Below are 26,317 nucleotides of genomic sequence, written 5' to 3' on the forward strand. Positions count from 1 at the left end.
CGCCGGCGAACCGGGGCCTTACAGGTTTACGACATCGAATTCCGCCACGGGATTCACATCGGCGTCGTAATCGACGTCCTTCCGCTCGAAGCCGAACAGCTTCAGGAACTCGTGCTTGTACCCAGCGTAGTCGGTGATCTCGAAGAGGTTCTCGGTGGTCACCCGGGGCCAGAGGTCCTGACAGGCCTGCTGGACATCGTCACGCAGCTCCCAGTCATCGAGGCGCAGGCGCCCCGCCTCGTCGGTCTCGCGGCTGCCGCCCTGCCCTTCACCACGATAGAGACGCTCGGCGAACAGGCGGTTGAGCTGGTCGATGGTGCCCTCGTGCAGGCCCTGCTCCTTCATCACCTTGTAGACCATGGCGATATACAGCGGCATGACCGGGATGGCCGCGCTGGCCTGGGTGACCACGGACTTGAGCACCGCCACGTTGGCACCACCGCCCTGCCCGGCCAGGCGCTTGTCGATCTCGCCGGCGGCGCGATCCAGATCCTCCTTGGCCTTGCCCAGGGCGCCATGCCAGTAGATCGGCCAGGTGATCTCGGTGCCGATGTAGCTGAAGGCCACCGACCGGGCTCCCGGGGCCAGCACGCCGGCCTTATCCAGAGCATCGATCCACAGTTCCCAGTCCTCGCCGCCCATCACGGCGATGGTGTCCTCGATCTCCTGCTCGGTGGCCGGCTCGACCTCGGCCTCGATGATGGTGTCCTTGTTGGTGTCGATGGCGGTGGCCCGGTAGGTCTCGCCGATGGGCTTGAGGGCCGAGCGCTTGAGCTCGCCGCTGTCCGGCAGCTTGCGCACCGGCGAGGCCAGCGAGTAGACCACCAGATCGACCTGGCCGAGGTCCTGCTTGATCAGCTCGATGGCCTTCTCGCGGGCCTCGTGGGAGAAGGCGTCGCCGTTGATCGCCTTGCTGTACAGGCCCTCGGCCTTGGCGAACTTGTCGAAGGCGGCGGCGTTGTACCAGCCGGCGGTGCCCGGCTTCTTCTCGGTGCCCGGCTTCTCGAAGAACACGCCCAGGGTGTCGGCGCCATAGCCGAAGGCGGCGGTGATGCGCGCCGAGAGGCCGTAGCCGCTGGAGGCCCCGATCACCAGGACCTTCTTCGGCCCGGCGCTCTTGTCCAGGCCACGCGCCCGGGTCGCCTCGATCTGCTCGAGCACGTTCTTCTCGCAGCCGACGGGATGAGTGGTGGTGCAGATGAAACCGCGTACCTTGGGCTTGATGATCACGACAGACCTCTTCTTGGCTTCCGGGGCGCGCCACGGCGCGGCCCTGTTACATGGCATTCGTCAGTGGCGACATTCTAGCGGCCCGGGCCCGGGCTGTCCGCCCTTGAGCGATGCGGGCGGCTGGGGCAGGATGCTCGACACGCCCCTAGCAGGAGAATCCCATGGACGCGCAGACCCTCGTCGACGAGCGCGGCGAGCTTTGGCTGACCCTGGCGCCACTGTGGCTGGAGCGGGAACCGCGGGAAACCGACTACGCCCGCATGGTCGAGGTGATCCAGCGCCATGACCTGACGCTGCACGAGCTGGAGTGGGTGTTCCGCCTGGAGCTGGCGCCGGTGCTGGCACGCCACCAGATGTCGGTGGCCGGGGAGTGGCGTCGCTTCGACGACCACAAGCTGATGCGCCAGCTGGTGGCCCACAACCTGCGGCTCACCGGCTGGCGGCGCAAGAGCTGGGCCCTGTTCTCGGGGCTGACCACCATGATGGCCCGCCATCGCTGGAGCGAACTGATGGAACGGGTGGCGGTGGCCCGGGGCGAGACCGGACACTGACGGAGGCGCTCCGCCTCAGGGCTCGTCGAGGGCCTGCTCCAGGGCCTCGATCAGCACCTCCGCCCCGTCGCGGGGCGAGAAGCGCCGGATCACCCGGCCATCCCGGCCCACCAGGAACTTGGTGAAGTTCCACTTGATCATGCCGGTGCCGAACACGCCCGGGGCCGCGCGCTTGAGTTCCACGAACAGCGGGTGGGCGTCCGCACCGTTGACCTTGATCTTCTCCATCAGCGGGAAGGTCACGCCGTACTCGCGCTCGCCGAAGGCACAGAAGGCCTGGGCCGTCTCCGGCGCCTGGTGGGCGAACTGGTTGCAGGGAAAGGCCAGCACGGTGAACCCCCGGTCGCGGTAGCGCCGGTAGAGCCGCTCGAGGTCCCGCAGCTGGGGAGTGAAGCCGCACTTGCTGGCCACGTTGACGATCAGGAGCACCTGGCCGCGCAGGGCACGGAGGTTGAAGGGCTCGCCGCGGTGGGTGCGGCAATCGTGATCATGGATGCTCATGGCGCGTGCTCGCTATCTGTCCCCTCACGATGCCACTTCCGGCCCCGTGGCGCCAGCCCCGGCGCCGCTACCGGGCCGCCGCGGCAGATCGCGGCGCACCTCTCGGAGGCGGCGCCGCAGACGACGCCGCAGGCGTCGCCGCTCGGAGGCGGCGAGGGGGGCGTAGACCAGCGGCTCGAACGCCTCGGCAGCGGCCAGCAGCGCCGGCCCGGCGGCGCCGGCCTCGGGGGCCAGGCGCCGCAGGTGGGCGGCCGGCGACTCGCCCGGCAGCGCCGGCCGCCCACGCCGGGCCAGCCAGGCCTGCAGGCGCTGGATGCGCCAGGCATCGCCCCGCCGCCCGGTGGCCCAGCGATACAGCCCGCGCAGGCCCAGCGTGGCGAGCAGCCCCCCAGCCAGGCCCAGCGCGCCTCCCAGGACGAGCGTCCAGGCCCCCAGCGCGCGCAGCGCCGTTAGCCACGCCTCCAGCGCGGCCAGCAGTCCCGCCAGCAGGCGATCGCGGGCCTCGCGGTGATAGCCGATCACCCCGCGTTGCCAGCGGTACTCCAGCCGCTCCCACTCCAGGCGCAGCTGGTTGGCCCAGCCGATCTCGCGCAGGCGCAGCGGCGAGAAGGGCGCGTCCGCCAGGAAGGCCTCGCGCCCCTCGCGCACGGCCCCGGCGCCCCGCTCGATGCGCTCCGGGGCGATCGCCGCCGTGGGGTCGAGGCGCCGCCAGGCCCCGTCCCGCCAGATCTCGACCCAGGCATGGGCATCGTACTCGCGCACGGTGAGGTGCCCGTCGGGGTGTCGCTCGCCGCCCTGGAAGCCGGCCACGACCCGCGCCGGGATGCCCACCGTGCGGGCCATCACGGCCGTCGCCGAGGCATAGTGGGAGCAGTACCCCGCCCGGGTCGCGAACAGGAAGTCGTCGACGCGGTCACGGCCGGTCAGCCGCGGCGGCGACAGGGTGTAGCGGAAGGGAGCCTCGCCGAAGCGCGCCAGAACGGCACGCAGGTAGCGTTCCGGGTCGGCCCCGCTCTCGCGCCACAGGCGCTTGGCCAGCGCCCGGGTGCGGGGATTGGTCTCGGCCGGCAGCAGGGTGTGCCAGGCCGCGCCGGCGGGGTCCGGATAGGCCGGCGGCGCCCCGCTGCTGGCGAGTCGCAGCAGGCTGCGGGCCCGCAGCGGCTCCCGGCCCTCCAGGGTGCCATCGGCCAGGAAGCGCTGGGGCGAGTCGACCGAGCGGGGAGCCCCCAGGGAGGGTCGCCAGGGCCGACTGTCGGGCTCGAGCAGCAGCTCGAGGGTGTAGGGGGCCTCGCCGCCGGGCGCCCCCCAGGCGGTGCGGCGCCCCTCGCGCACGAAGCGCGACAGGGGCAGCCCCAGGGTCAACGCGAGCTGCGACGGCGTGGCGCGACTCCAGCGCACGCCATCGAAGTGCGAGAGGGTATAGACCCGCCAGTAACGCTCGCCCGGGGGTGGCGCCGGCCCCTCGAAGGCGACCCGGAAGGCCCGGGCATCGCTGCGCGAGAGCTCGGCGATGTCGCCCGGGGCGATCTGGTCGCTGAGCCCGGTGGAGGCTCGGCCCATCTGGGGCATGCTCCACAGCGGCTCCATGCGCGGAAAGACCAGGAACAGCACGGCCATCAGCGGCGCCGAGAGTCCCAGCAGCCAGACGGTCTCCCGCCAGGCGTGCCGGGCGTCCTGGGCCCCCGACAGCCAGACCAGCGACTGCAGCAGCCAGGCCACCGTCACCAGGGCGGCCAGGGCCATCAGCATGCCCTGGTCATGGAGGAAGGCCACGGTCACCGTGACCAGGCCGATCATCACCACGACCCGGGCATCGCGACGATTCTGGGTCTCCAGCAGTTTGAGCAGGTAGATGCCCAGCAGCAGGCCGATCAGCGACTCCATGCCGCCGAAGCCGTCGTAGTGCACCCACAGCGCCAGGACCAGGCCGGCCACCGCCGCCAGGCGCAGCACCAGGCTGGCGCGCGGCAGGTCGCGGCGCAGCTGGAGATAGCGATAGCCGGCCACGGCGACCGCCATCGCCGCCAGCCAGCCCGGCACCCAGGCCAGGTGCAGGGCCAGCACCAGGCACTGGCCGAGGAACAGCTGGCGCAGCATGACGCCGCCGAGGCGGTGCCCGTCCGCCAGCAGGACCGGCGAGGCCGGCCGGCGCGCGCGGCTCACGGGGACAGCTCCGACAGCCCCGGCGGCTGACAGCGCGCCAGGGCATCGAGGGCGGCCCGGCGGTGGGCCTCGCCTTCTCCCGGCGCCAGCACCTGGCCGGGCAGGCGCAGCCCATAGCGGTCGCCGGCCCGATGGTGGGCCAGCACCCGCCCGCAGAGCACCGAGAGTCGACGTTCGGGATCACCGCGGCAGGCCTGGTAGTCGAGCCACAGGTTCTCGCGGGGCGGGGCCTCGAAGGCCTTGGTGGCCAGGGTGCCGGTGCGGCTCCACTGCTTCCAGGCCAGGCGGGTCGGGTTGTCGCCCGGCACGAAGCGCCGCAGCCCGGCGAAATCCCCGGTATCCAGGCCCTGCCCTCCCGGCCGGTGCGCGGACGCCTCCTCCACCAGGGGACGGGGCCAGACCAGCAGCTCGGTGTCGTGGTCCTGCCAGGCCATGGCCCGCACCAGGCCCAGGGGCCAGCGGGTCTCCAGCCGCAGCACCGGCAGCCGGACCACCCCGCGCCGCGGGACCGGCAAGGCCAGCTCGGTCTTGCCATGCCCGGCGCGGATGTCCAGCCACGCCGCCCCGCCCTCGGCGCTCACCCGCAGGGCCGTGCGCGGTCGCCGGGCGCTGGCGACGATCCCCAGGCGGGCCTCGCCGCCGGCGAACACCTCGGCGGGCAGGCGCAGCGCGAGGCGCACCCCCAGCAGGTTGCGCCAGGCGCGCAGGATCACCACCACCCCCAGGGCGAAGAGCCAGAAGGCCAGCGCATGGGCCAGGCTGTTCTGGTAGTTGATGCCGAACAGCACCAGCACGGGGATCAGTGCCGCCCAGCCCAGGCCGAAGCGGGTAGGCAGCAGGAAGAGGCGTTTCTGGGGCAGGGGCTCGCCCAGCGGCGAGGACAGGCGGCCTTGCCAGTGCCGGCGCAGGCGCTCGCGCCAGGAGACGGGGGCGGACCGCGCCAGGGTCATCGCACCACCGGCACCCGCTCGAGCAGTTGCCGCGCCACGGCCTCCCCCGTCTCGCGGCGCCCGCTGCTCAGCCGGTGCCCGGCCACCGGCACCCACACGGCCTGGACGTCGTCGGGCAGCACGTGGTCGCGGCCCGCCAGCAGCGCCCAGGCCCGCGCGGCCCGCAGCAGCGACAGCACGCCCCGGGGCGAGAGCCCCCAGGACAGCTCCGGATGCTCGCGGCTGGCCGCGGCCAGGGCCTGGAGGTAGTCGAACAGCGGCTCGGCCACATGGATGGTTTCGCAGCGATCCTGCCAGCGTCGCAGGGTGCCGGCATCGAGCAGCGGCGGCAGCATCTCGAGGGTGGCCCGGCCGGCCCGCCCACGCAGGATCTCGCGCTCGGCCCGGGGGTCGGGGTAGCCCAGCGAGAGCCGCATCAGGAAGCGGTCCAGCTGGGACTCCGGCAGGGGGAAGGTGCCGGCCTGCTCCTGGGGGTTCTGGGTGGCGATCACGAAGAAGGGATCGGGCAGGTCCCGGGTCTCCCCCTCCACCGTGACCCGGCTCTCCTCCATGGCCTCGAGCAGCGCGCTCTGGGTCTTGGGGGTGGCCCGGTTGATCTCGTCGGCCAGCACCAGGCCGTGGAAGATCGGCCCCGGGTGGAAGCGGAAGCTGGCCTCGCGGGGATCGAACACCGACACGCCCAGCACGTCGGCGGGCAGCAGGTCGCTGGTGAACTGCAGCCGCTGCATGTCGAGGCCGGTGACCCGGGCCAGGGACTGGGCCAGGGTGGTCTTGCCCAATCCCGGCAGGTCCTCGATCAGCAGGTGGCCGCGGGCCAGCAGGCAGCACAGCGCCAGGCGCACCTCCCGGGACTTGCCCAGCACCACGCCCTCGAGGCCGGCGAGCACCGCCGCCAGGCCCTCCCGCGCCACCGGCCGGTTCACGCGGCATCCTCCAGCCAGCCCGCCGCGAGCATCGCCGCCACCGCCTGGCGGGTGTCCGGCGTGGCCCCCTCCAGGGCCAGGGCCTCGGCCGGCGGCAGCCAGAATACCTCGGCGACCTCCTCCGCCTGGAGGCGCAGGGGGCCCTCGTAGTCGACCCGGTAGGCGCTGCCGAAGATATGGTGGCCCTCGCCGACATAGGTGAAGTCCAGGGCATGGCGCAGCGGCACGCCCTCGATGCCCAGCTCCTCGGCCAGTTCGCGGCGGGCGGCGCGGTGCACGGCCTCCCCGGCCTCGACCACGCCGCCGGCGGCCAGGTCGAGCCCGCCGGGAAAGACCTCCTTGGTCAGGGTGCGTCGCTGCACGCAGAGCTCGCCCCGGCGATTGCGCACGACGATGTAGGTGGCGCGATGCCAGTAGCGAAAGCGTCGCATGGTGGCCCGGGACGCGCTGCCGCAGGGACGGTTGCGGGCATCCACCAGCTGGATGCTCTCGTCGGCGATATGCGGCGCCGGCAGCGGCGGGGACACCAGGGTATCGTCGGTCATGACGGGTCTCCGGGGAAATGCCTTCAGCCTACTCAGTCAGGCGCGAAGCGTCACGCCCGGTATCGGCGATGGCGCGGATCATCGCTTGCGTGCAGTCTGAGTGATATCCCTGTGACGGCCCAACCCCACCATCCGGAGGCGACGATGCACGACGAACCAGCCCGGGAGACCGAGCGCAAGCGACAGGTGGACCTGGAGAGCGAGGGCATCCACTGGGACCAGGACATGAGCTACGGCCAGTACCTGGCCCTGGAGAGACTGCTGGACTGCCAGCATCCGGTGTCCGACCAGCATGACGAGATGCTGTTCATCATCATCCACCAGGCCTCGGAGCTGTGGATGCGCCTGTGCCTGCACGAGGCCCATGGCGCCGCCGAGCACATTCGCCAGGACAACCTGCGTCCGGCGTTCAAGATGCTGACCCGGGTCGCACGGATCCAGGAGCAGATGATCAAGGCCTGGGAAGTGCTGGTCACCATGACCCCGGCGGACTACATGAGCTTTCGCGACGAGCTCGGCCAGAGCTCCGGGTTCCAGTCCTTCCAGTACCGGGAGCTCGAGTTCCTGCTGGGCAACAAGAATGCCCGCATGATCGAGGCCCATCGCGGGCATGCGCGCCATTACGCGCACCTCAAGGCGGCCCTGCAGGCCCCGAGCCTCTACGACATCGTCCTGCAGTTGCTCGCGCGGCGCGGCTTCGACATTCCCGAGGGCCACCTCGAGCGGGACTGGTCGGAGCCCTACGTCGCCTCCCCCGAGGTCGAGGCGGCCTGGGCCGAGATCTATGGCGACACGGCGCAGCACTGGGAACTCTACGAGCTGGCCGAGAAGCTGGTGGACCTGGAATACAACTTCCAGAAGTGGCGCTTCAGCCACATGAAGACGGTGGAGCGCATCATCGGCTACCGACGCGGCACCGGCGGCACCGCCGGGGTCCATTACCTGGTCAAGGCCCTCGAGCTGCAGTTCTTCCCGGAGCTGTGGTCGGTGCGCACCTCGCTGTGAGGCCGGGCCCCTGCGGCGGCGCCCAACGGCGGGCCGCACCGGCCTCAGTCCGGGGGATTTTGACCGGGCCGCCGGCAGCCACCATGCTCAAGGCAACCCGTGCACCGGAGGCGCGCCATGCAGGATCATGCCCCCCGCGACCGGCTGGCCACCCACCAGGTGCTCAACCAGCCCGCCCCGGCCGAGGACCGTGACGCCCTGGCGGACGACCAGCCCCTGCAGGAAGCCCTGCGCCGCGAGGCCCCGGACTGGGTGGCCCGGCGCCTGGCCCCCCTGGGCCGGGAGGTCGGCAGTCGCCGCGTGCAGGCCCTCGGCGAGGCGGCCAACCGGCATCCCCCCGAATTGCGCCTCTTCGACCGCCATGGCCGTCGCCTCGACGAGGTGGTCTACCACCCCGCCTATCATGAGCTGATGCACCTGGCCATGGACCATGGCTGGCAGGCGGTGGCCTGGCAGGAGGAGGGCCGTGGCGGCCACCAGGCCCACGTGGCCGCCCTCTACCTGCTGACCCAGGCCGAGCCCGGCTTCTGCTGCCCGGTGACCATGACCCATGCCGCCATGCCGGTGCTGCGCGCCTCGCCGCGCGTGCTGGCCCAGTGGTCGCCGGGCCTGCTGGCCTGGGACTACGATCCCCGGGCGCTGCCCGCCCCCCGCAAGAGCGCCCTGACCTTCGGCATGGCGATGACCGAGAAGCAGGGCGGCAGCGACGTGCGCGCCAACACCACCCGGGCCGAGCGAGTCGAGGGTGGCTGGCGGCTGACCGGGCACAAGTGGTTCTGCAGCGCGCCCATGTCGGACGCCTTCCTGACCCTGGCCCAGACCGACGACGGCCTGGGCTGCTTCCTGGTGCCACGCTTCGCGCCGGACGGCGGCCGCAATCCCATCGAGCTGCAGCGTCTCAAGGACAAGTGCGGCAACCGCGCCAATGCCTCGGCGGAGATCGAGTATCGCGGCGCCTGGGCGGAGGCGGTGGGCGATCCCGGTCGCGGCGTGGCCACCATCCTGGCGATGGTCCAGCAGACCCGCCTGGATGCCGCCACCGCGCCGGTGGGCATGATGCGCCAGGCCCTGGTCGAGGCCTGGCGCCACGTGCAGGGCCGCCAGGCCTTCGGCAAGCGGCTGGCCGAGCAGCCGCTGATGCGCACCCTGGTGGCCGACCTCGCCCTGGAGGTGGAGGCCGGCGTCGCCCTCAGCCTGCGCACCGCCCGGGCCTTCGACGGCGCGGCGCGGGACGACGCCCACGAGCGCGCCCTGGCCCGCCTGCTGCCGGCGCTGGCCAAGTACTGGCACAACAAGCGCGCGCCCGGCTTCCTGGCCGAGGCCATGGAGTGCCTGGGCGGCATCGGCTACGTGGAGGAATCGCCGCTGGCGCGGCTCTACCGGGAGGCCCCGGTGAACTCCATCTGGGAAGGCTCGGGCAACGTGATCTGCCTGGACGTGCTGCGGGTGCTGGGGCGTCACCCCGAGGCCCGGGAGGCGATGACCCGCGAGTTCGCCGCGGTGCAGGGCGAATCCCCCGAGCTGGACCGCGCCCTGGCCGAGCTGGAACGCCAGCTCGGCGACGCCCCGGAGGCACTGGAGCCCCGCGCCCGCTGGCTCACCCAGCGCCTGGCCCAGTGCCTGCAGGCCACCCTGCTGCTGCGTCATACCCCCGCGCCGCTGGGCCAGGCCTTCTGCCGTTCGCGGCTCGGCGAGGCGGTGAGCCCCGCCTACGGCGTGCTGCCCCGGGAGGCGCCGCTCGACGCGATCCTCGCCCGCCTGCCGAGCTGATCCGCGCAGGTCGCCTTGCGACAACGCGCCCCTTGCCTGCCCCGGCCGGCCCGCTACCCTGAGGCCAGTTCACGGCCTCACAAGGATGCCCGCATGACGCGTCACCCGTTCCGCCTCGCCGCCGCCTGCCTGCTGGCCACCGGTCTGCTGCCGTCCCTGGCCGCCGCCCACGAGCAACAGGCCGAGGACCTGCGCATCGCCCACCCCTTCGCCACGCCCACGCCGCCGGGCGCGATGACCGGCGGCGCCTATCTCGACATCGAGGTGACCGGCGACCGCCCGGCCGTGCTGGTGGGCGCGCGCTCGCCGGCCAGCGACGTCGTCGAGATCCACCACATGACCATGACGGACGGCACCATGCGCATGCGGCCGGTGCCGGAGCTGCGCATCACGCCCGATGCGCCGGTACGGATGCGCCCCGGTGGCGGGCACCACCTGATGCTGATCGACCTGCGCGGCCCGCTGGCCGAGGGCGACCACTTCCCGCTGACCCTGGAGTTCGCCGAGCGCGGCGAGGTCGAGGTGGAGGTCTGGGTACAGGACGCCACCGAGGGCAGCGCCGCCGCCGACGGCCACCACGGGCACTGAGCCCCACCTGCCGTCGACCGGGACGCCCCGGGCTCAGTAGTGCACCGCCAGCCAGACGGTCTCGGTGTCCGGCGTCGTCCAGGCCACCCGATGTCGGCGGTGGGCGGGAATCACCAGGTGGTCGCCCGGGCCGAGTCGCACCTCGTCGCCCCGCTCGAAGGCGAGCCGGGCCTCCCCCTTCATCACCAGGACCCACTCGTCATGGGCCTGGTCGTACCAGCCACCGCCGGCCGGCGAGGCCTGACCCCGGGAGACGATGCGCTCGATGGTGACATGGTCGTTACGGGCCAGCACCTCGAAGACCTCGTCGTCGAGAACCGCGGGCAGCTCGTCGAACAGGTTCTTCATGGCGCCTCCTGCAACCAGGCCTCGGCCTGCTCCTCCTCGTCCGGCCCGAACGCCTTGATGGTGAGCCCGGGAATCAGCCAGCCCTCCAGCTCGCTGGCCCGCCGGATCCAGTCCTGGCCGGCGATGACCGCCGCTCGGTCGAAGCGGCCGATGAAGCGGAACAGCCCCGGCAGGCGCGACATCTCGATGCCGATGGCGCCGAGGGTCGGCAGGTGGAAGTCCTCGACGCGATACAGCATGCGCCCGTGCTCGATGCCCTCCGACCGCTCGAGGAGGTCATCCAGCGCGGCGCGCATGGCCTCGCTGTCGAGCTTGCCGGCGAAGGTGATATCCAGGCGATCGTCGCCCTTGCGCTCTACGTGAAACATGACTGCCTCCTTTTTCCCTGACGCGAACGTTCTCCAAGGCCAGCCTAGTCCAGGCAACAAGCCCCGGCCTCCTCGCCGGGCCCTCCGCCTCAACGGGCCGGCTGGCGGGCCTGCTCGCGGCGCTTCTGGGCCAGGTAGGTCGCCTCGTCCAGCTCGTGGAGCTGTCGCGGGTAGCGCTCCGTCGCCGCGAACCAGCGCCGCAGGCGGGTCTCGAGACGGTCGGACTCGGGCAGGTCGAGCGTCGCGAGATGGACCTCCAGGGCCAGGTAGAAGCGCATCACGTTGCGCTCGATCATGCCGCGCACGCCACCCACGTAGCGCGGGGAACCATCCGCCTCGCGCCCCACCACCGTGAAGCCGACCCGGTCCCGGCCCACGGAGTTGAAGTAGGCCCACAGGGCGAGGCGCGCGGGCGTGCCATAGGCCAGGGAATAGCGCAGGTGGACCAGGCTCGCCGCCTCGCCGTCCGGCATCGCCTGCAGCTTCAGGCGGAAGTCACGGGTACCGTAGGGCCCCTGGTCGCCCGACAGCTCGAGGGAGAGGTACTGGGGAAGCACCACCCGGACCCCCAGGGTCAGGTCGATACGCTGTGCCTCCTCGAGGGGCTGGAAGCCTCGCCGCCCCACATGGACGCTCAGGGCATCGGCCCCGCCGGTAGACGCCTCGTACCGGCAGGCCTCGACGTTGAGGTGCAGGAACAGGATCTCGCACCAGGCCGCCGCCGAGGTGAGCTCCCCCGTCAGCACCGGCAAGGGCCGGGAGATGCGGGCATAGATGCTGCCGCTGACGCCGTAGGCGCGCCCCTCCGAGACGACGCTCAGCGGCGCCTCGAAGGGCGAGGCGGCGATGGCCTCGCGCCAGCGCTCGCGCGTCGCCGCATCCTGGGCCGCGACCGGCGCCCCCACCAGGCACGACAGTGCCAGGCAAAGGACGATCCGGATGAGGCGCCGCCAGCCAGGCCCGGGAGGCATGGGCGGCCGGGCAAGGTGGGAGTGGGGCATCGTGAGGGCCCACGACAGGGAGATATCTTCATCCTAGCCAAGCCCTCCCCAGGTGGCTTGCCAACGCGCGCGAGAACCATCACATCTGGGGGGTTGCCGCGCCGGGCTATCCCGAATAAGCGGCAAAGGGCACGCTGCGATAGGCCGCCTTCGCCGCCTCGCCAGCGCCTGACTGCCCGAAGCGTTCCTCCACGGGGCACGAAGACGGTCTCCTTGCGCCAGCCGGCCAGGCGGCGCACCCCGCGGTAGAAGAGGACATAGCCGATGGCCAGAGCCGGCAAGACCACCAGATGGAGAATCGCCATCCAGACGATGTCCGAAGCCCTCAGCAATTCCTCCTCTGCCCCCAAGAAGCCCAGACCAACCAGCGTGAATATGCCACTCATGGAAAACAGCGCAAGCCAGTAGCCGTACATCAGGTGCGCGCAGGGGGACGGTAAGAAGACCTTTCGCCCGGGCAGGGTAGGCTGACAGGGCGTACTGGTGATTGCTCTGGTGGGGTTAGCGCCTCATGATATGGGCTCTGTAGTCCTAACTGTTTCCCTACCCAGCCGGACGTGCCCAGGATGATTCAAGCTCCCCATATAGATGGCCTTAACCAGATTCTACCCGAAGAACCCCTGTTGATGATGGGGGCCGGACCGGTACCCATTCCTGGTCCGGTGGCGGCGGCGAATGGTATTGTCATTAACCACCTGGGTGAGACCATGGCGCGAATCATCGATCAGGTGAAGCGGATGGGGCGTTATATTTTCCAGACCGAATCGCCCTGGCTGATGGGCGTGGCTGGGCCGGGATCGGCCGCAATGGAGATGGCCGTTACCAACCTGGTGTGGCAGGACACCCGGGTACTGTGCGTCTGCAATGGCTTCTTCTCACAGCGCCTGGCCGAAATGGCCCGGCGCGCCGGTGGAGAGGTTGAGCGCTTGCTGATCGATGAAGGTTGCAGAGCCGATGTCAGTCGCATTGAAGACATTCTGCAAACCTTTGAACCGGAAGTGATGACCATCGTTCAGGGCGAGACCTCGAACACCACCCATAACAAAGACCTGGCTGCCATCGGCGCTCTGGCTCAACGGTACAACTGCCGCCTCATTGTGGATGCTGTCTGCACGCTCAGCACCATGGAACTGAACATGGACGACTGGGGCATCGATGTGGTGATTACCGGTGGCCAGAAGGGCCTGAGCTCGATTCCCGGCGTCTCTCTGGTCGCCTTCTCCGAACACGCCTGGCAGCGTATTCTGCAACGCCCGGTGCCGATACCGCACTGGACGCTGGACGCCCAGCTCGCCACCCGGTTCTGGCATGAAGCCTCCTATCATTACACCGCGCCGGTGTCTGGTCTGCTGGCCTTGCACGAAGCCATGCGTCTGGTCTGCGAGGAGACCCTGGAGCGTCGTTTTCAACGCCACCGCAAGAGCAGTCTGGCGTTGCAGGGTGGCATAGAGGCGTTGGGACTGTCGCTCTACGTGCCCACCGAAGCCCGGCTTAATTCTGTGGTGGGTATTGCCTTGCCCGAGGGGCTGAATTCAAAGGCAGTCTGCACCCACATCTCGCGTCACTTTCGGGTTGAGATTGCCGGCTCCTTTGGGCCGCCCATCGTACGCATCGGTCAAATGGGTGAGCAGTGCCGGGTGCATAACCTGTTTCGCACGCTGCATGCCTTCGGTTCAACGTTTAACGCCCTCGGTTACCCGGTGGACGTACCGGCTGGCATGGCCGCCCTGGAGAACCATCTGCAAGCCCTATCGGCCGAAGAGTAAGGTAGCCAGGAAGCAATCAGGGACAAGCAATCAGGGACAGGTACTGATTAGAGCCAGAGGAGACACGCAAACTTACAAGGACAGGAGAGTCGCCACTACCAGATTCGCTACCACCGGAGCAGGCGACAGCGCGCCTTCCCTGGCAAGAATATGGGCACAGCATCCTTGCCGTGCGATATGATATTCGATGCATCAGTGCCTCGGTGAAACGAGCGGCCACCGAGGCTCTCGATGTTCAATGCGAGGTATCGTTGCGGTCTGACTGGCTTTCCGGTGATGCCGCTTCCGGACGCTCCACGAAGCGTACATTCTTGGTGGGCGCATGCGTGTAGGCGTTGACGTCTTCAGGCTCGGCGGTGTAGCTGTCCTCGTAGCCCGGCACCGACTGGGCCATCAGGTCGGGGCGGCTGCCCCAGGGGGCGGCGTTCACTTTCTCATGATGTTCCCACCGCAGGCGTGTCAGTTCCTTTTCATCCACGCTGGCGTAGAGGTCTCGCCAGTAGGTGGCCGGGCGGCCGCGCTTGCCGACCTCGTCGAAAGCCCGGGTGGTCGGGTCGAGATGGCGAAACGGCTCGAGCCGGGGAATGTCCGGCAGCGGCTGGCTGACGTCCATGAAGCGGCTCAGCATGTCCCACATGGCATAGCGCTCGGCGATGCTGCCAGTATCGGTGGGGAAGGTGAATTCCAACGGCAGGCCGCTGCGCTTGTCCTTGCTGAACTGCGGATAGCGATGCCGCACCTTGAGGGTATGGTACTGGTTACCCTTCATGTCCGCGCTCATTTCAATGAAGGCATCGAACTCGTAGAAGGGGAAGTTTCCCTGGAAGCTCTTGACCAAGCCGGAACGCCGGCAGAAGGCGACATCGTCAGACCAGTTCTGGTTACTCTTATAGAAACGAATGCTGTACTTCTCAAATAATATTTTACATATAGTGGCCAACCCACAAACTGCAAAAACTGTTAACGGGACTAAGGCCAGATCAAAAAAAGACCCACTTCCTGGATGCAAAATCTCGCCAATAATAACAATTAACAACAAAACGAAAGCTATTGCTGAAAAAAACCACCCCCCCCCCTTCCCCCCGCCAGGACCAATAAAACTAAAACCATGACTAACAACAACAAACCAGAAGCGAAAGAAGCGAAAGATCAGACCGACATCTTCATCGACAAACTTTGACCATCGCAATTCGTTCAGATGATTAAAATCATGAAAATCCTGCTCTCCCATATACTCATAGTCACGATACCACTCTCCGAAATATTCATATTCGAATTCCGAAGGGTTAATACCTACATAATGCCCCCAAGGTAAACGCGCCATATCGAAGGCTTCACCGAGCTTGCCCAGTTTTCCCTTGGGCGGCGGCGGCGCCTGGCGGGGGATACGATCCGCCGTGAAGGCCGTCTTCTCGTACCCTTCCTGTTCTTCCGGCTGCGCAGCGTCGGTCATGTTATGCCTCCTTGCGTGTTCCAGCGCCAGGTCAGGCTCGCCGGCTGCGCCAGCAGACTGACCCGGTCGTCCAATTCTCGATGTTTCCGCTCGGCGGGATCCCAATAGTCGATGGTGCCCTCGCCCTCGACGTCTTCCAGGCTCAGCCGTACCAGCGACTCCCCTCGATGGTAGGCATTCTGAAACTCGGGCTCATGACGGAAGCTTGCCTGATTGGCCGCGAGCCAGTCAGCGGGCACATCGCCAAAGCCCGGCACCGAAGGCACGCCCATGCGGTGCCATTTCTCAGGCAGCCGCAGGCAAAGATAACGCACTGTGGCATCGCCGGGGTCTCGCTGATCGACTTCCACCAAGAGCCGACGCCGATCCATGGGCGCATACTGATAGGTGAACCGCCTATCCAGTACCGGGGCCGAATAGTCGGCCATCAGGTTGGGGATGAGCAAGGAGAACTCCCCGAACTGCAAGGCGGGGCAGGTAAGCCGCAGGGCGATATCGCAGTCACGGAATCTGGGGTCGATATTCATCAGTTCTCCGGGCGTCACCAACTCGAAGTGAGCCTGGAAGAGCCCCTGCAATAGCTGGAAATACCTCTCTTCGGGCGAAGCTGATTCGAGATGGGTGAGATAATCGTGCTTGTCCGCCAAGCGCTCGTCATCTTCGTCGTCCTCGGCACCCTCCGCCAAGGACTCGAGCCGACCGGCCAGCTCATCCCCCTCATGCCCGAAGGGCCCATAGCGTATCCAGAGGGAGAAACGATCGTCACGCGCGTTGGTGGCCATGTATTGGCAGACCAGCGCCACCCCGAGGCTGACCAGCATCACCGGCACCGGCCGCGGCGTGCCTATCAGGCCTAATAGGCCATGCAGGAAGCGATTGCGCACCAGCTGCATCCTGGCCGCGTTCGCCAACCCCTGACCGTAGCCAGAGCCTACATAGCTGCCCACGGCAATTGCGCCACTAGCGCCCGCCGTCCACCTGGCCGAGGCTTTCAGCCCCTGCTGATAGAGCTGGTAGGCATTGATGGCCACCAAGGTTGCAGTCAAGAGCCCCGCACTAAACGCGGCTAAACCTCGGACCTGGCCAGCTTGGCCCATGGCTTCTTGCCATCCCGGCCTTGTAATAAAGCGTATATCAAGAAACTGATTGGCCTGTACAACCCATCCCCAGCGGACATTAGCCAGCTTAAGGCCCTGTGCCGTAAGCAGAGTGGCATCGAGAAGCGCACTACCAGCTTTGGCAATATCCAGCCGACTCCTGTCTTCATCAAAGGCATCTGGAACATTATCGTAAAGATTCCATAATTCGAGCACCACCAGCCCCGACCAGAGCCCGATATAGCCGCTCTGGGTCCAGCGGTAGGCCTGCTCGCTGGTGACCTGACCCGACACCCGATGCGGTTGAGCGGTGGAGGACGAGGTCGAAACCGCTTCGCCCCCCAGCGCATTATTCGCCGAGGCAGCTTGAATGGCGACGCCCCCCTGAGCCATCTCCTCGACCAGCGGGCGAACCTCATCAGGCAGCAGCATGTTGATCCGCCCCTTCTGGTCGGTCACGCGAATGGGCAGCCCCCCCATCATCGCCCCCTGGAGGTCGGCGAGATCCGTGGCCAGCGTCAGCGAGATTCGCCGCTCGCCCAGCTGTTTGCGAGACCAGGCATTCAGGAAGCCGGGCAGCAGGGCGGTCGCCACGGATTCCATGCCATTCAGGACCATTCGCCATTGGCCCATGGCATCTCCCAGGTCACCGGCTTCCTCGTCGAGGCGCTGCTGGTGGGCAATCAACGCATCGCCGGTGTGCGTGGCCACGTTGCCTGCCTGATCGGCTACTCCGGTGCCGCCTCGAGAGATCTTCGCCAGGTTTCGGGCATGGCTCTCGCCCCAGTCGTCGCCTTCCCGATGCTCTGTCGCGAACAGCAGATAGGCTAAGGGATGAGAAGCCTCGAGGAACAGCGCATCCAACGTCTGGCGGCACCTGGCCGGCGCCTGCAGTTGCTTGACGTCTTCGGGCGTGGCCTTGGGGTCGAGGCAGTCCATGCCCGCCATCAGCGGCTCGAGGCATCGCGACAGCCAGGCATAGGGTTCCAGGTGATTGAGATCGTCGAACGGCATGGCATCGCGCAGCGCAGCACCGAAGGCACCGGGCGATGTGTCCTCGAGCATCTCGGCCAGCGACGTCAGTCTCTCGTCCATGCGCAGGCGTGTCAGGCGACGCTCCTCTTCCTTGGTCAAGCGCGCGAACAGGCTTTCCCGGGAGCGGTCGAGGCGGCGGTCGAACCACTCGTCGAGATAGACCGGGTTCTCTTGGCCATCGGGGCCATTTGGCATGAAGCAGTTGGCCAGCACCAGCTCCGCCGACTTGCCGTGAGGGTGGTATTTCATGCCCTCGGAGAGCACCCAGAGCAGTTCCTGATTCGCCTGGATATCGTCGATCAGCTGATCGACCGCCCGCTTGGGATCGCGCAGGAAGATCGCGCATAGCTGCTGATCCTTGAGCGATGCGAGGACGTCCTCGCCGGCGGCCGGCTCCGGGATCAACTCGAGCAGTGAGTCATCCGCGCGATCCTCGTCGCTGCGGCGAACGTTGTTCCACTGCTGTACCAGGGTCGATCTCAGGGCCGGTGCGAAGTCCCGCTGGCGGCGGCGCATATCGATTTCCGGCACCGACGCCTCTTGCTCGTCGGACTCGAAGAAGGCCCGCTCCTCCTGCAACTGCTGGACCAGTCCCGCCCACTGCTCGCCCGAAACATCTTCCAGATAGTCGCGGGCACTGCCTCGGGCCTGCTCGTAGAGCGGATCGCGATCCCGCATGGGCGGCAGCCATTCCAGGGCCGCCTTGCCCTGCGTCTCATCGCTACCCATCTCCAGGTCATGCTCGTACTGGTTGCGCAGGTGACCGTCCAGCATGGCCGCCACGGCCGTGATGTTCAGCGGCAGCGGCTGGGCGCGCTGCTCAATGCGCGTCGGCTCGGCCTCGAGTTCGACGACATGCGCCCAAGGCCAAGGGTGGTCCGAATAGGCCAGGCGCACGTCGGCGGCCTCGCCATCCAGCCGCAACGGCAGGTGCAGGCTGGCCAGTTCCGGCCCGGTATACTCGCGAACCACCGGGACCTCGCCCTGTCGGCGGTAGCCCGCCACGTCGCTGTCGATGAAGACCGGCGCCTTGCCTGGCGCGACGCGGATGGCCAGCTCACGGATCAATCGTCCGTCGAGGAACACGTACAGGAAACCACCGCGGCAGGGGCCGGCGGCGATCTCTTCGTGATCCAGGTACTGCATCGGCACGCAGGAGACCATCAGGTTGTGCTGAAAGTCCCGCTGTTTGGGGACGAGCCCGGTCCGGGTGACCTCGCCCCTGGGCAACAGCTCGACCTCGATCTCGCCGACGCATTGCACGAGGCGGACATCGGCCAGCTCGTCTTCCAGATACTCGGCGGTGGTCTCGACGATGGGCCCGTAGCGGCCCTCGGAGGCGATGTCCTCGGCCAGCGCTTCGACTTGTTGATCGTCCCGATAGAGCGCATAGGTATTCTGTTCGTTATCACCGTGGCGACCGGTGATCTCGAGATAGAGCTTGCGGGGCCGGCAGGCGTGGTTCGATGACATTCCCTGTTTCCTCATTCCCTGATGGCCTGGCTATTCAGTCGATGCCAGCCGTTGCATGCGAGCGCGAAATTCGTGCAGCGAGGAGGCTTCGCGCTCGGCCTCCGCCAGCGCCTGGGCCGCTTTGCGCACCGGAAAGCGTTGTTCGGCCACGCCATGCCAGTAGCTTTCCAGTTCCCGCCACAACGCAGAGATGCTGTCGTCGTCCCGGTGCAGCTCATGGCGATCCAGCGCATCGGCCAGCACCGGCATGAGGCGCGTCAGCTGCTGAAGTCCGGACAATCGCCTTACCGTTTCTGCCTCAAGCGTCAGCGGCAAGTGCACACTGGCCGACTCGGAATAAGAGACGGCGGACTCGAATAGCCAGCCGTCATGGCAGCGGCAGATCGGCCAATGCCAGCGCGCCTCGCGGCCGAGCATGGCGGCCCGATGGGCATGGCCCAACAGCCCCTCCCCCAGCAGCAGGTGCAACGCCATCGGCTCATGAAAGCGCCATAGTCCCTCGCCCTCCGGCTCGAGTCGTGCCGTGACAAAACCGGCCAGGTGGGCCTGCAGCTCATCGATCGACAGCAGCGCATCGATGACGACCGACGCCATATCGCCCCAGGCGTCCAGCCGCTCGGCCAGGAACTCAGGCGCCTCGGTCACGTCCAGCAGGACCGGGCCGGCATCCTTCAAGGCATCGTGCGCCGTTCCCTCGTAGAGCCAGCGAAACGCGGGCGCCTCGACCGCCTCGTAGAATCGACGCAGTACCTCATGCTCCGGCAGGCTGGCGGTTTCCACCAGCCAGTAACGCCGCCCTGCCGTCTCCGGAAGCCCCAGCGAGTAGCGCATCAGCCCGCCCTGTTACGACACGGGCAGTCAGCCAGGGGACAGCTGCCGTCGGTCTGCTTCTGGCAAAGCTGCACGACGCTGGCCTCCTCGGCCGATGCCGACAGAAGCGCCTCGTGGGTGACGGGCTCGATCGCCTCATGCGTCTCCTCCGTCGCCTCCCCCGGCAGGATCGGCGCCTGGGCGCTCTGCCCGGTGCCCGAGCCGGGGCTGCCGCCGGAGTTGATCTTCACGCTGGGGCCGACGATGGTCACCCCGCTGGGGTCGAGCTTCACGAAGCTGCCGCCGGCCTTGAGGGTGATCTCGGCGCCGGCCTCGACCACCACCTTCATGCCGGCCTTGTGGTGCACCTCGCTGCCGGCCTCGACGAGCTGGGCGCGGCCGATCTTCTCGTGGCGGGTCTGGCCCACGCTGAGGTGGTCGTCGCCGTCGACCCGGGTGCGCCGCTCGCCGTGCACGGTGAGGTGGTCGTCGCGGTCGAGCTCGCCGATGCGGTCGCGCTTGACCTTGAGGTGGCTGTCGCGGCGGATCTCCTCGGTGCGGTCGTTCTCGGTGAGCAGTTCCAGGTCCTTCTGGGCGTGCAGCCAGATCTGTTCCTGGTCGTGCTGGTCCTCGAAGCGCAGCTCGTTGAAGCCCTCGCCCTGGTGGGTCTGGGTGCGCAGCACGGTGCGGGTCTTGTGCTCCGGCAGCGGGTACGGCGGGGGGTTCACCGCGTGGTAGGTGCGCCCGGTGATCAGCGGTTGGTCCGGGTCGCCCTCCAGGAAGGAGACGATCACCTCGTGGCCGATGCGCGGGATCGCCATCATGCCGTAGCCGCCGCCGGCCCAGCCCTGGCTGACGCGCAACCAGGCGCTGGCCGTCTCGTCCGGAGCCGCATAGCGATCCCAGGGGAACTGGCAGCGCACCCGGCCATGCGCGTCGCAGTGGATCTCCTCGCCCTCGGGGCCCACCACGAAGGCCACCTGGGGGCCGTCGACCCGCGGCCTGGGCCGCGGCGCCGGGCGCCAGGCGGCGTCGTCCGGGGTGAGCATGAGCCGATTGTGGTAGCGAGTCATGGCTTCCGAGCCTGCCCGCCCGCGCTGGCCATCGCGATCCCCGGCGGTCACGCCGACGGCATCTTCCTGCAGGGCCTGGGGCTGCTCGCCCTCGTGGATCACCTTGATGACCTGCCAGCCGCGGTTGAGCTCATCCACGTCGTGGTCGGCCAGGGTGAAGCGCGTGCCCGGGGCCAGCTCGGGCAGGTCGCTCTCGCCGTCGAGCGTCAGGGCGTCGTGGCGCAGGTGCTCCAGGCGGTGGCGGGTGAAGGCCTGGCCCGAGGCGTCGGCCTTGTAGCGACCCGGGTAGTCGTAGTGCTCGTACCCTCTATCAACGACGCCACGCTGGGCGTGGGCCTCGAGGGCTTCCCCCTGGTGATCGTGGAGCTGGCCGTAGGCCGGCTGCTTGAAGCTGTAGTCCTTGAGCTGGGCGCGGGCCGGGCGCACCCGGGCGGTCTGGGTCAGCCGGCGCAGGTGGCGCCGGGGCGCGCTGCCACCGGCGCGATGATGGTAGGTCCGCTCGCCGAGCCCGGTGAGCACCTGGGGATCGTCGGCGAACACCAGCCGGTGGGCGCCGAGGTCGGCATCCTCGAATTCATGGAAGTAGAAGAGCCCCTCCTCGGCGGCCAGGCGTTCGACGAACTCGAGGTCGGTCTCGCGATACTGCACGCAGTATTCGCGCTCGGCGGGCTCGCGGGTCACCGCGAAGGCCACGTCCGTCAGGCCGCGCTCCTCGCACAGGGTGTTGAGGATGGTCAGCGGCGAGACGCGCTGGAAGATCCGCGCGTTCTGGCGCAGCGAGAGGCGCCACAGCGAGGGGCGGATCACCACCTCGTAATGGCTGCGGCGATGGCCGCGGTCGCCGCGGCCGAACTCGCTGACGATGCCGTGGACCCGGCGCTGGGCGACGCCGTCCTGCCACACGGTGAGGCTCGCCGGGCGGTCGAGGAGCGCCTCCGGCGAGAGGTCGGCGGCGCGGCTGGCGAAGCGCACGCACAGATGGAAGGGCGCCGAGAGCGCCTCATCAAAGGTGAAGTCGATCACCGCCAGGTCGGCCTCGCCGGCTCCCGCCAGGCTCAGGGTGAACTGCAGTCCGCTACGGTCGGCCATGTCAGCTGCCCTCCCCGCTGGCACTGCCGATCACCACGCCGCCGCAGTCCACGGCATGCCCGGTGAGGGCGGCGGGCTTGCCGTCGACCAGGATGCTGCCCGAGCCGCCGGCGATGGCGCGCGGGTGGGGGCCGTGGTCCGGCTTGTCGTGGGGCGCCAGGGGGTCGCCCTGACGGGCCACCGGCTTGCCGTCGATCATCACCGTGGGGCTGCCGGCGGTCACCGGCGTGGGGGGAAAGCCCTCGTGGTCGGTGCCGAGATCCCCCAGCAATACGAACTTGCGTCCCATGCGTCGTCCTCCTGCCGATGCGCGTCGCCGCTCAGGCGCCGCGCGTGCGTTCGCGTTGGTCGTTCCACTGTGCCGGGGCCTCGAAACTGGCCACCCCACCGGCGTCCACGTGCATGCGCCGGAAGCCCGCCGCCTCGAGGCTGGTCGGGGCGGCCCCGGCCAGCGGCAACCGGGTCTGCAGCGGCGTGCCCCGCAGCTCGCGGCGCGCGGCCAGCAGCAGGCGGGCGCCGTGGCCGCGGCCCTGCCAGTCCGGGGCGATGAAGAAGAAGCGCAGCTGCCAGGCGGCCTCGTCGTCGCGGCGGCAGACCAGCAGCATGCCCAGCACCGGCCCGTCGCCATGGCGCAGGGCCAACAGGCGCCCCTGCCAATGGGCCACCTGGCCCGCCTCGCGCTGCAGCCAGAGGCCCCGATGGACCACGAACTCCAGCGAGCGACGCAGGGTCTCCAGGCGGGCCTCGTCGCGCAGTACCCAGGGCGAGAGCCCCTCCCCCTCGGCGCGCCGGGCCGCCTCGAGTAGCAGGGGAATGTCGGCCTCGCCGGCCGGCACCAGGCCGGGGGCCGAATCGGCCTGGTGCGTCCCGGCCGCCGGCGCCTCGGCAGGCGCCGTGGTCGGGCCCGCGCCCAGCCAGCGTTTAAGCGTCGCCAGCATCGTCATGCTCTCCTTCGGCATACAGGGCGGTGGGCAGGCTAAAGCCCGCCACCAGGGACCGGGTGAAGGGGTTGCGCGGCCCCTCGGCGGTGAGGCGATAGCGCATGCTGCCGCCGTCGATCTGGAAGCGGAGCTCCAGCTCTCGCTCTCCCGCGCCGGTCAGTTGGGCCTCGTCGAGCAGGCGGAACCAGGCCCAGGGGCCGTCGCGGCTTAGGCTGCGCGGCGAGCGGTTGACCTCGCTCGGCACCAGGGTCACCCGGCTCTCGTTGCTGTCGCGCAGGCCGTTGGGCCAGATCATCGGCACCCGGCGGCTGACGCCGTGGGCATAGTCGATCAGCTGGCCGTCGACGCTGATCACCCCGCGCCGCTTGTCGGCGCTCAGGCTCAGCGGCTCCAGGCTGAAGGCCACGTCGAGCACGCCGTCGCGGTTGAGGTAGGCCTCGCGGATGCGCTCGGCGCGCTGCATGGCCTCCATCACCCCGCGCCGCAGCAGCGCGTCGCCCCCGCGGGTGCGCAGGGCCTCCGGCGCGCCCTCGATGAAGGGCTTGAGGTTGCGCTGGTAGAAGGCATCGAGCGTGCCGTCCGGGGCGAAGAAGGCCTCGAAGTCGGCCAGCGCCACCTCCCGGGAGGCCTGGGGGGCCAGCGGGTAGCGACCGGCCAGGCGCTGCTGGAAGGGCGCCACGACCTCGTCCATCCACTGGCGCTCCAGGTGGCGCACCGCACTGGCCATCAGCAGCTGCCAGCTCTGGTCGGCCAGGCTCTCGAGCATGCCCCCCACCGGGGCCGGGGTGTCCTCGGCGATGCGCTGCAGGCGCGCGATGGGGTCGCCGCCCTGCAGCGAGAGGCGGTCACGGGCCAGCATGAAGGCGCTCTGCCCGCGGTCCCCGGCCTCATCGACCCGGCGCAGGTAGTCCCGCAGGTCGGCGACCGCCGCCTTGATCTCGTCGAGGTTCGAGGGGTTGTCGCCGCGAGTCTCGGTGAGCTCGTGGAGCGGGGCGAAGTGGCGGGCGATCTCGCTGGCCAGGCGATAGCGTGGCGAGCGCTGCAGGGCCTCCTGGGCCGCCGCGTCGTCCCCCGGCAGTTCCGGGTAGAGCTCGGTCTGCTCGGCGACCTCGCCGAGCAGCCGGTCCAGGGGCCGGCTCGCCCCGAGCAGGCCGTCGGCGACCAGCACCGCCTGGTGGATATCGGGCAGCGGCACCAGGCGGATATCGGCCAGCGCCTCGCGCCAGGTGACGTGATAGTCGCTGACATAGCGCTCGCGGAGCGCCTCCTGCAGGCGGCGCCGGTCGGCCTCGCTGAAGTCGATGTCGTCGCGCTGGCCGAGCACCCAGGTATCGATCAGCGCCAGTTCGGTGGCCTGCTCCAGCTGGTCGAGGAAGTAGCCCTCGAAGCCGTCCCGGGTGAGCAGGCCGGGGATGCGCACCCGGTCGGGATCGTCGTCGCGGGCCATGAACACCAGGCTGAAGGCCGAGCCGACGCTCGAGCGCAGGTCCAGCCGGGCCCCGCTGCGCCGGACGCTGCCGGCCTTGAGGGTGGCATAGACCCGCTCGGCCATGGGCTGACGAGCGAGCTCCTGCTGGGCCGCCGCGATGCTGCCACGCAGCGGTGCCATGGCCTCGCGGGCCGCGAGGTCGCCGGCCGCGGCATGGCCGGCGAGGTCGGTATAGGCCAGGGCATAGTCGAGGTGGCCGAGCAGCCGGCGCTGGATATCCCCCTGCCCGGGGAAGGCCTCCTGCCAGCGATCCTCCATGAAGGCATGCACCCGCTCGGGCTGGCGGCCACTGGCATCGGCCATCATGCGCAGGATGCGCAGCAGCGCCAGCTTGTCGTTGCTGCCGTCCGGCGCGCGGTTCATGTCATCCATGATGCCGATCATCAGCACCGGCAGGAACTGCTGCTCGAGCAGCTGCAGGTAGGCGTTGTCGACCTCGACGCCCAGCTCGTGGCCCTGGTAGAAGCCCATGTCGGCCAGCAGCCAGGGCCGCGAGCGGTAGTCGCCGAATTCCCGGGTGGCGTCCAGCAGGCGGTCCAGGGGCTCGAGCAGCCCGTAGCCGGTGGGATCGTCGCTGTGCCACTGGCCCGGCCGCACGGCCAGGAAGGCCTCGGCCTTATCCTCCACCGCGGCCAGGGCCTGGGCATTCTTCTGGTAGAAGTGGTACCAGCCGCCGACCATGGCCGCGCCGACGAACAGGCAGGCCAGGCCGGCGACGCGCCGCACGCGCCGACGGCGGCGCGCCGCCCGGGCGTTGTCGCCGGCCAACCCCGACTCGGGATAGATGATGCGCTCGAACAGCTCCTCGGTGAAGTAGAGGGCCGAGCGCGCCGCCCGGTGCGCCGGCTGCACGCCGTCGGTCATGCCGTAGCGCCGCGCGGCGGCGTCGACGAAGGGGTCCTCCGGCACGCCCTGCTGGTAGACCGAGGTGAAGTAGGCACCGCGCACCAGGGCCGCGGTGGAGAAGCGGTCGCTGGACAGCGCCTCCCCCAGGAAACCCAGCAGCACGTCGCGCAGGCCGGCGAGCTGGCGCACGAAGCGGAACACCGCCTCGCGTTCCTCGCGATCGCGGCACTCGGCGAGCAGGCCGGGCAGGCTCTGGTTGAGCCGCTCGAGCATGCCGTCGTAGGCCTCGGCGAACTCGAGCTCCCAGCGGCCGGGCTTGTCGAGGGAGGCCGGCGAGAAGGTGAAGCCCAGCGGCGCCCGGCGGGCGGCGCGGGAATAGTGGCGGAAGAAGTCGTCGAAGCCGTGCAGCAGGTCCATCTTGCTGAAGGTCACGTAGACCGGCAGCCGGCTGCCGTGCCGCTCCATCAGCTCGCGCAGCCGCGCTCGCAGCAGCGAGGCGTAGGCCTTGCGCACCGCCACCTGGGCGTCGCTGAGCCGCGCCAGGTCGAGCACCAGCACCACGCCGTCCAGCGGACGGCGGGCCCGATGGCGCTCCAGCCAGTCGACGAAGTGGTTCCACAGCCGGCTCTCGAGCTCCGCCGGCTCGCCGCCCTGCAGCGCGCCCTGGGTCAGCAGCTCGCCGTCGGGGTCGATCAGCACCGCCTTGTCGCCGATCCACCAGTCGAAGCCCAGCCGGCCGCGCTTGCCCTGGCCGGAGGCCTTCATCACGTGGGTCAGGGCAAAGTTCTGCCCCGAGCGGTTGATCAGGCTGGTCTTGCCGGCGTTCTCCACGCCCATCACCAGATACCAGGGCAGCTTGTAGCGGGCAGCGGCGCCGCCGCCGAGGCTCTCGGTGAGCTCCTCGAGGGTGGCATCCAGGCTCTCCTCCTGGCGCTCGAGCTGGCCGAGCACCGGGTCGAGCTGGCGCTGCTCGTCGTGGCGACGCTCCTCGTCGAGGGTGCGCAGGCGCCGGGCCAGGCGAATGCCCCACACCACCGCGACCACGCCGGCCAGCGCCAGGCTGGCCAGCAGGCGATTGACCCAGGGCCCCAGCGGCCGACCGCCGAAGGCCTGCCATTGCGGCCCCAGCCACCAGATCGCCACCAGCAGGGCCACCACCAGGGCAGCCCACAGCCATATGCCCAGGCGCTTCAGCCCCCTCGCCCGGTTGGCGTGTCCCCGTGCCTGGTTGAGCTGGCTCTCCGCCCGGGACATCCCGGGCATCCAGCGAGCCAGGCCGACCTTCACTCGTCTCCACATGAG

General features: G+C 69.1%; 21 protein-coding genes. 5 read left to right on the forward strand and 16 right to left on the reverse strand.

The annotated features are described in order from the left end of the window. Nucleotides 1-18 precede the first annotated feature (18 nt). Nucleotides 19-1,230, reverse strand: a complete 1,212-nt coding sequence (gene fabV, locus OCT48_RS16665; protein WP_263590253.1) for an enoyl-ACP reductase FabV — start codon at nucleotides 1,228-1,230, stop codon at nucleotides 19-21. A gap of 161 nt (nucleotides 1,231-1,391) precedes the next feature. Here fabV and OCT48_RS16670 point away from each other — a divergent pair, with 161 nt between their 5' ends. Next, nucleotides 1,392-1,781 carry a hypothetical protein gene (locus OCT48_RS16670; protein WP_263590254.1) on the forward strand — a complete coding sequence of 130 codons (390 nt, stop codon included), beginning with the start codon at nucleotides 1,392-1,394 and terminating at the stop codon, nucleotides 1,779-1,781. Between the two features lie 15 nt (nucleotides 1,782-1,796). Here OCT48_RS16670 and OCT48_RS16675 read toward each other — a convergent pair whose 3' ends face one another. Genes OCT48_RS16675 through OCT48_RS16695 form a run of 5 tightly spaced genes read right to left on the reverse strand, consistent with a single transcriptional unit; the run spans nucleotide 1,797 to nucleotide 6,863 of the window. Next, nucleotides 1,797-2,282, reverse strand: coding sequence for a glutathione peroxidase (locus tag OCT48_RS16675; RefSeq protein WP_263590255.1), 486 nt, complete (start codon nucleotides 2,280-2,282; stop codon nucleotides 1,797-1,799). Nucleotides 2,283-2,306: 24 nt separating this feature from the next. Then, nucleotides 2,307-4,445, reverse strand: a complete 2,139-nt coding sequence (locus tag OCT48_RS16680; RefSeq protein WP_263590256.1) for a DUF3488 and transglutaminase-like domain-containing protein — start codon at nucleotides 4,443-4,445, stop codon at nucleotides 2,307-2,309. Then, nucleotides 4,442-5,395, reverse strand: coding sequence for a DUF58 domain-containing protein (locus tag OCT48_RS16685; protein WP_263590257.1), 954 nt, complete (start codon nucleotides 5,393-5,395; stop codon nucleotides 4,442-4,444). Before OCT48_RS16685 ends, OCT48_RS16680 begins: the two co-directional genes overlap by 4 nt. Further along, complete coding sequence (locus tag OCT48_RS16690) at nucleotides 5,392-6,318, reverse strand: AAA family ATPase (protein ID WP_263590258.1); 927 nt, start codon at nucleotides 6,316-6,318, stop codon at nucleotides 5,392-5,394. Before OCT48_RS16690 ends, OCT48_RS16685 begins: the two co-directional genes overlap by 4 nt. Further along, nucleotides 6,315-6,863 carry an NUDIX hydrolase gene (locus OCT48_RS16695; protein ID WP_263590259.1) on the reverse strand — a complete coding sequence of 183 codons (549 nt, stop codon included), beginning with the start codon at nucleotides 6,861-6,863 and terminating at the stop codon, nucleotides 6,315-6,317. Before OCT48_RS16695 ends, OCT48_RS16690 begins: the two co-directional genes overlap by 4 nt. 144 nt (nucleotides 6,864-7,007) lie before the next feature. Here OCT48_RS16695 and kynA point away from each other — a divergent pair, with 144 nt between their 5' ends. The 3 genes from kynA to OCT48_RS16710 all read left to right on the forward strand — a co-directional run bounded on the left by kynA (nucleotide 7,008) and on the right by OCT48_RS16710 (nucleotide 10,226). Beyond that, entirely contained in the window at nucleotides 7,008-7,868 is an 861-nt protein-coding gene (gene kynA, locus OCT48_RS16700; protein WP_263590260.1) for a tryptophan 2,3-dioxygenase, read from the forward strand. Nucleotides 7,869-7,985: 117 nt separating this feature from the next. Then, a complete protein-coding gene (locus OCT48_RS16705) occupies nucleotides 7,986-9,638 on the forward strand; it encodes an acyl-CoA dehydrogenase family protein (protein WP_263590261.1) in 1,653 nt (550 codons plus the stop codon). Between the two features lie 93 nt (nucleotides 9,639-9,731). Beyond that, a complete protein-coding gene (locus OCT48_RS16710; RefSeq protein ID WP_263590262.1) occupies nucleotides 9,732-10,226 on the forward strand; it encodes a copper chaperone PCu(A)C in 495 nt (164 codons plus the stop codon). Nucleotides 10,227-10,259: 33 nt separating this feature from the next. Here the strand turns inward: OCT48_RS16710 and OCT48_RS16715 are convergent, their stop codons facing one another. The 3 genes from OCT48_RS16715 to OCT48_RS16725 all read right to left on the reverse strand — a co-directional run bounded on the left by OCT48_RS16715 (nucleotide 10,260) and on the right by OCT48_RS16725 (nucleotide 11,943). Beyond that, nucleotides 10,260-10,574 (reverse strand): cupin domain-containing protein, encoded by a 315-nt coding sequence (locus OCT48_RS16715; protein ID WP_263590263.1) that lies wholly within the window; start codon nucleotides 10,572-10,574, stop codon nucleotides 10,260-10,262. Beyond that, nucleotides 10,571-10,942, reverse strand: coding sequence for an STAS/SEC14 domain-containing protein (locus OCT48_RS16720; protein ID WP_263590264.1), 372 nt, complete (start codon nucleotides 10,940-10,942; stop codon nucleotides 10,571-10,573). The genes OCT48_RS16715 and OCT48_RS16720 overlap by 4 nt, the downstream gene beginning before the upstream one ends. Before the next feature lie 89 nt (nucleotides 10,943-11,031). After that, the gene (locus OCT48_RS16725) at nucleotides 11,032-11,943 is read right to left on the reverse strand and encodes a hypothetical protein (RefSeq protein WP_263590265.1); all 912 of its coding nucleotides are present in this window, start codon (nucleotides 11,941-11,943) and stop codon (nucleotides 11,032-11,034) included. Between the two features lie 566 nt (nucleotides 11,944-12,509). Between OCT48_RS16725 and OCT48_RS16730 the strand changes: the two genes are divergently transcribed. Further along, nucleotides 12,510-13,709 (forward strand): pyridoxal-phosphate-dependent aminotransferase family protein, encoded by a 1,200-nt coding sequence (locus tag OCT48_RS16730; RefSeq protein ID WP_263590266.1) that lies wholly within the window; start codon nucleotides 12,510-12,512, stop codon nucleotides 13,707-13,709. A gap of 235 nt (nucleotides 13,710-13,944) precedes the next feature. Here OCT48_RS16730 and OCT48_RS16735 read toward each other — a convergent pair whose 3' ends face one another. Genes OCT48_RS16735 through tssM form a run of 7 tightly spaced genes read right to left on the reverse strand, consistent with a single transcriptional unit; the run spans nucleotide 13,945 to nucleotide 26,314 of the window. After that, nucleotides 13,945-15,162 (reverse strand): hypothetical protein, encoded by a 1,218-nt coding sequence (locus tag OCT48_RS16735; RefSeq protein ID WP_263590267.1) that lies wholly within the window; start codon nucleotides 15,160-15,162, stop codon nucleotides 13,945-13,947. Next, complete coding sequence (locus OCT48_RS16740) at nucleotides 15,159-18,767, reverse strand: hypothetical protein (protein ID WP_263590268.1); 3,609 nt, start codon at nucleotides 18,765-18,767, stop codon at nucleotides 15,159-15,161. The genes OCT48_RS16735 and OCT48_RS16740 overlap by 4 nt, the downstream gene beginning before the upstream one ends. 30 nt (nucleotides 18,768-18,797) lie before the next feature. Continuing rightward, nucleotides 18,798-19,598 carry a DUF4123 domain-containing protein gene (locus tag OCT48_RS16745; RefSeq protein WP_263590269.1) on the reverse strand — a complete coding sequence of 267 codons (801 nt, stop codon included), beginning with the start codon at nucleotides 19,596-19,598 and terminating at the stop codon, nucleotides 18,798-18,800. Then, nucleotides 19,598-21,739 (reverse strand): type VI secretion system Vgr family protein, encoded by a 2,142-nt coding sequence (locus OCT48_RS16750; protein WP_263590270.1) that lies wholly within the window; start codon nucleotides 21,737-21,739, stop codon nucleotides 19,598-19,600. The genes OCT48_RS16745 and OCT48_RS16750 overlap by 1 nt, the downstream gene beginning before the upstream one ends. 1 nt (nucleotide 21,740) lies before the next feature. Beyond that, nucleotides 21,741-22,028, reverse strand: a complete 288-nt coding sequence (locus OCT48_RS16755) for a type VI secretion system PAAR protein (protein ID WP_263590271.1) — start codon at nucleotides 22,026-22,028, stop codon at nucleotides 21,741-21,743. Nucleotides 22,029-22,059: 31 nt separating this feature from the next. Continuing rightward, the gene (locus OCT48_RS16760) at nucleotides 22,060-22,677 is read right to left on the reverse strand and encodes a GNAT family N-acetyltransferase (protein ID WP_263590272.1); all 618 of its coding nucleotides are present in this window, start codon (nucleotides 22,675-22,677) and stop codon (nucleotides 22,060-22,062) included. Beyond that, complete coding sequence (tssM, locus tag OCT48_RS16765; protein WP_263590273.1) at nucleotides 22,661-26,314, reverse strand: type VI secretion system membrane subunit TssM; 3,654 nt, start codon at nucleotides 26,312-26,314, stop codon at nucleotides 22,661-22,663. Before tssM ends, OCT48_RS16760 begins: the two co-directional genes overlap by 17 nt. Nucleotides 26,315-26,317 lie beyond the last annotated feature (3 nt).

The organism is Halomonas sp. M4R1S46, assembly GCF_025725685.1.
In the GTDB taxonomy this organism is placed as follows: domain Bacteria; phylum Pseudomonadota; class Gammaproteobacteria; order Pseudomonadales; family Halomonadaceae; genus Halomonas.